The 4,126-nt window shown below is 60.9% G+C and carries 6 protein-coding genes; 2 read left to right on the top strand and 4 right to left on the bottom strand.

Annotation, left to right across the window (positions count from 1 at the left end; genetic code table 11):
• The 4 genes from ACFFAR_RS26490 to radC form a co-directional block, all read right to left on the bottom strand.
• Positions 1–759, bottom strand: a 759-nt coding sequence (locus tag ACFFAR_RS26490) for an FAD-dependent oxidoreductase (RefSeq protein WP_174364754.1), incomplete at its 3' end; no start/stop codon positions are given.
• A gap of 219 nt (positions 760–978) precedes the next feature.
• Entirely contained in the window at positions 979–1,146 is a 168-nt protein-coding gene (gene rpmG / locus ACFFAR_RS26485) for a 50S ribosomal protein L33 (protein ID WP_061998735.1), read from the bottom strand.
• Positions 1,147–1,157: 11 nt separating this feature from the next.
• The gene (gene rpmB, locus ACFFAR_RS26480; RefSeq protein ID WP_031359861.1) at positions 1,158–1,391 is read right to left on the bottom strand and encodes a 50S ribosomal protein L28; all 234 of its coding nucleotides are present in this window, start codon (positions 1,389–1,391) and stop codon (positions 1,158–1,160) included.
• Positions 1,392–1,674: 283 nt separating this feature from the next.
• Positions 1,675–2,349: a DNA repair protein RadC gene (gene radC / locus ACFFAR_RS26475; protein ID WP_375508763.1), complete on the bottom strand. Its 675-nt coding sequence runs from the start codon at positions 2,347–2,349 to the stop codon at positions 1,675–1,677.
• Positions 2,350–2,771: 422 nt separating this feature from the next.
• Between radC and ACFFAR_RS26470 the strand changes: the two genes are divergently transcribed.
• Positions 2,772–3,227, top strand: a complete 456-nt coding sequence (locus tag ACFFAR_RS26470; protein WP_375508762.1) for a peptidylprolyl isomerase — start codon at positions 2,772–2,774, stop codon at positions 3,225–3,227.
• A 2-nt stretch (positions 3,228–3,229) separates the two neighbouring features.
• The coding region (gene ispH / locus ACFFAR_RS26465) for a 4-hydroxy-3-methylbut-2-enyl diphosphate reductase (protein WP_375508761.1) at positions 3,230–4,126 on the top strand (897 nt) is incomplete at its 3' end.

Raw genomic sequence — 4,126 nt, 5'->3', positions numbered from 1 at the left:
GACCGCTTCGGAGATCAGGAACGACTTGGCGTACGGATGAAACAGGCAGGTCGGGTGGAACTGGATGAACTCCATGTTCGACACGCGGCAGCCCGCGCGCCAGGCCATCGCAATGCCGTCGCCCGTCGCGGTGTCGGGGTTCGTAGTGTAGAGATAGACCTTCCCGGCGCCGCCCGTCGCAAGCACCGTATGCGGCGCCTCGATGGTGACGGTGCGCCCGCTGGCAATATCGAGCGCATACAGCCCGTGACATCGATGCCCGGGGAGCCCGAGATGCTCGGACGTGATCAGGTCTATCGCGTGATGATCTTCGAGGACGGTGATATTCGGGTGATTGCGCACGCGCTCGTTGAGCGTTGTGACGACCGCGTGGCCCGTGGCGTCGGCGGCGTGAATGACCCGCCTGTGGCTGTGGCCGCCTTCGCGCGTCAGATGAAAGCCGAGTTCGGCCGAGCCATCCCTGGTGAACGGCACCCCTTGTTCGATCAGCCATTCGATAGCCGCGCGCCCGTTGTCCACAATGAAGCGCGTGGCGGCGGCGTCGCACAGTCCGGCGCCGGCGATGAGCGTGTCATCGACATGGTTGTCCGTGCTGTCGCCGGAGTCGAGCACCGCTGCAATTCCGCCTTGCGCCCAATCGCTTGCGCCTTCGCTCACGCTGCGCTTGGCGAGGATCACGACGCGCCGCGTGTGCGCAAGATTCAGGGCGACGCTCAGGCCCGCCAGTCCGCTGCCGATGATTGCCACATCGAAATTCATCCTGCCATGTCTCCGTCAATTGTCGTCCGCCATGACTTTCGATTCACGCCGAATAGCACGTAAAAAGTCCGGACGGCAAGCATAACGCGTGGGAAACGCGACCGACACTTTGCCGTTCGGCCAGTAGGGCGAAGGAATGAGCGAAGACCGGCTGAACCAAAGCAAAAAGCCTCGCAGAAGCGAGGCTTTTTGTGCAGCGATACAAACGAAACAGAGACCTTATTTGATCTTCGTTTCCTTGTAGTCAACGTGCTTGCGGATAACGGGATCAAACTTCTTGATCGCCATCTTTTCCGGCATGTTGCGCTTGTTCTTCGTGGTCGTGTAGAAGTGACCCGTGCCAGCGGTCGATTCCAGCTTGATCTTGTCGCGTGCGCCCTTGGCCATTTTCGTGCTCCTTAGACTTCACCACGTGCGCGCAAATCTGCGAGCACGGAGTCGATGCCGTTCTTGTCGATCAGGCGAAGGCCGGCGTTCGAGAGACGCAGACGAACCCAACGGTTTTCGCTTTCAACGAAGAAGCGACGGTTTTGCAGATTGGGCAGGAAACGACGCTTGGTGCGGTTGTTCGCATGGGAAACGTTGTTGCCGCTCATCGGCCCCTTCCCGGTTACTTGGCATACACGTGCCATGAGAGCACTCCTAATACGCTTTAATTCTGAGTTCGAACGCCAAGTACACTTTGGACCGCTACGGGCTACCGGAGAGGCTTGCCCGAAATGACTGCGTACGCTCGGAACAGGTTGGTTGAAAGAAGCAAACCGAGATTCTAACCGCAAAAAACCAGCAAAATCAACTCTTTTCGGTATCGAAGGAGGTACCCGGGCACGCCGCGCACAGTTGATTTCGTGACTTTTTCGCCTTGTATGGGCCGTCTGGACAATGTTTCGCCGTTGTTCGCCGATCAAACGCCGGTCAACTCGGCATCCAGCCCTGTCGCGAAAAAGAAAATACTTCGTTCGACGCCACGACCAGATGATCCAGCAACCGGATATCGATAAGGGCCAGCGCCTCGTGCAGCAAGCGGGTCAGCCGACGGTCGCTCGCGCTCGGCGTGACGCCGCCCGAGGGGTGATTATGCGCCACGATCAGGCTCCCCGCGTTCAGCGTCAGCGCCCGGCGCACGATTTCCCGAGGATAGACGGCTACGCGCGAGAGCGACCCCTTGGCCGATTCGTCTACGGTTATCAGGCAATGCCGTACGTCCAGGAACAGCGTGACGAACACCTCGTTCGGCCGGTTGCCGATCAGCCACTTCAGATAGTCTTCGACCGCCTGGGGCGCATCAAGCAGCGGCCGGTCCCGCGTTTTCTCGGCCAAGGCCCGCTGGCATAGCTCGGACACCGCCAGCAGCAGCGCCGCCTTGGCCGGCCCGATACCGCCGAACCTGCGTAATTCGGTCGCACTCGCTCCGAGCACGCCGCGAATCGATTCGAACCGTGTGAGGAGGCCGCGCGCAATATCCACCGATGTCATGCCCGGCCGCCCCGTGTTCAGGAACAAAGCCAGCAGCTCGGCATCCGACAACGCGTGCGCACCTTGCTGCAAGAGGCGCTCACGCGGACGATCATGCTCAGGCCAGTCGAGCATGCGCGGTGCAGCGAGACTGTCATCGCCAGGAAGAGGAAGAGGAAGAGGAAGAGGCGCTGTCCGAAAGGCATCGGCAATGCAGGGAGAATCGGTTTGCACTAATTCAAGACGGGCGTTCATGGCGTGCTCCGGTTGAGGGCGAGCCGCTAGCGCGCGGCTGCCCGATGTCGTTCAGGGCGGCTGGAGAGACTAAGGCGAGGCCGAGGCACTGTGGCTTACAATGGGGGTTTCGCGCCTCCCTGGGCGCCTTGCTGATGGTCTGGCGGGCATTTACGCCCCTTATCAGGCCGCAAGTGGCGCGGCTCCCGGGCGTCAGCCAGGCTTTCGCCAAGACAGCGTCCCGTCCGGACGCACGGTCCTTTATTGGGCGGCAGCGCCGACTGACAAGGTGATTGCGGCTTTTACGGCTAATACGATCAAACATGAGCATCATCGATATCTCCGAAGTGAAACCCGGTTCGCACGTCACGCTTCACTACCGGCTGGCGCTTGAGGATGGTGCGGACATTGTCAGCACGTTCGCCGACAAACCCGCCACGCTTTTGCTGGGCGAGGGCCACCTTGCTCCGCCGCTTGAAGACATTCTGATGGGTCTGAAAGTGGGGCACCACTCGACCTTTCGGCTGATGCCCGGTCAGGCGTTCGGTCCGCGCAACCCGGACATGCTCCAGTGGGTGTCGCTTGCCACGCTGCGCGAGAACGCCATGATCGGCGAGAATTTTTCGCCCGGCGATCTCGTGGAGTTCAACGCGCCTGGAGGCGGCCGCTATGCGGGCGTCCTGAAGGAAGTCGGCGAAACCTCGGCGCTGTTCGATTTCAACCATCCGCTTGCCGGCCAGCCGCTGGCGTTCGAAGTGAAAATCATCGGAATTCTGTAGCCATGAGCTCCACTGACACCCTTCTCGATGTCGAAATTCTCCTCGCGCAGCCGCGCGGCTTCTGTGCGGGCGTCGATCGTGCGATCGAAATCGTGGAGCGGGCCATTGCGCTGTTCGGCGCGCCCATCTACGTGCGTCACGAGATCGTGCACAACGCCTATGTCGTAGAGGACCTGCGCAAGAAAGGCGCGGTGTTTATCGAAGACCTGGCGGATGCGCCCGAAGGCAGCACGCTGATTTTCAGTGCGCACGGGGTGTCGAAGGCGGTTCGCGCCGAGGCCGAGACGCGCGGTTTGCGTGTATTCGACGCTACGTGTCCGCTCGTGACCAAAGTGCATATGGAAGTCGCGAAGATGCGCCAGGACGGCTTCGATATCGTGATGATCGGGCACAAGGGCCATCCGGAAGTGGAAGGCACCATGGGTCAGAGCGGGCAGGGCATGCATCTGGTCGAGGATATCGAGGACGTGCAGGCGCTGGCGCTCGCGGACCCGAACCGCATCGCCTATGTGACGCAGACCACGCTCTCGGTGGATGACGCGTCGGCAATCATCCAGGCGCTGAAGTCGAAATATCCGTCGGTGAAAGAGCCGAAGAAACAGGACATCTGTTACGCCACGCAGAATCGTCAGGATGCGGTGAAGTTTCTCGCGCCACAGTGCGATGTGGTGATCGTGGTCGGCAGCCCAAACAGCTCGAACTCCAGCCGCTTGCGCGAAGTGGCAGAAAAGCGCGGCATTCCGGCCTATATGGTGGATTCGCCCACGCAGATCGATCCCAAATGGGTCGAAGGGAAAAAGCGCATCGGCGTGACGGCGGGCGCCTCGGCACCGGAAGTGCTGGCGCAAGCCGTGATTGCGCGACTGCGTGAGTTGGGCGTACGCAATGTGCGACCGCTT

The organism is uncultured Caballeronia sp. (genome assembly GCF_964243625.1).
Taxonomy (GTDB): domain Bacteria; phylum Pseudomonadota; class Gammaproteobacteria; order Burkholderiales; family Burkholderiaceae; genus Caballeronia.
The sequence above is the reverse complement of the archived record's forward strand: the minus strand, read 5'-3'. Positions and strand labels throughout refer to the sequence as shown.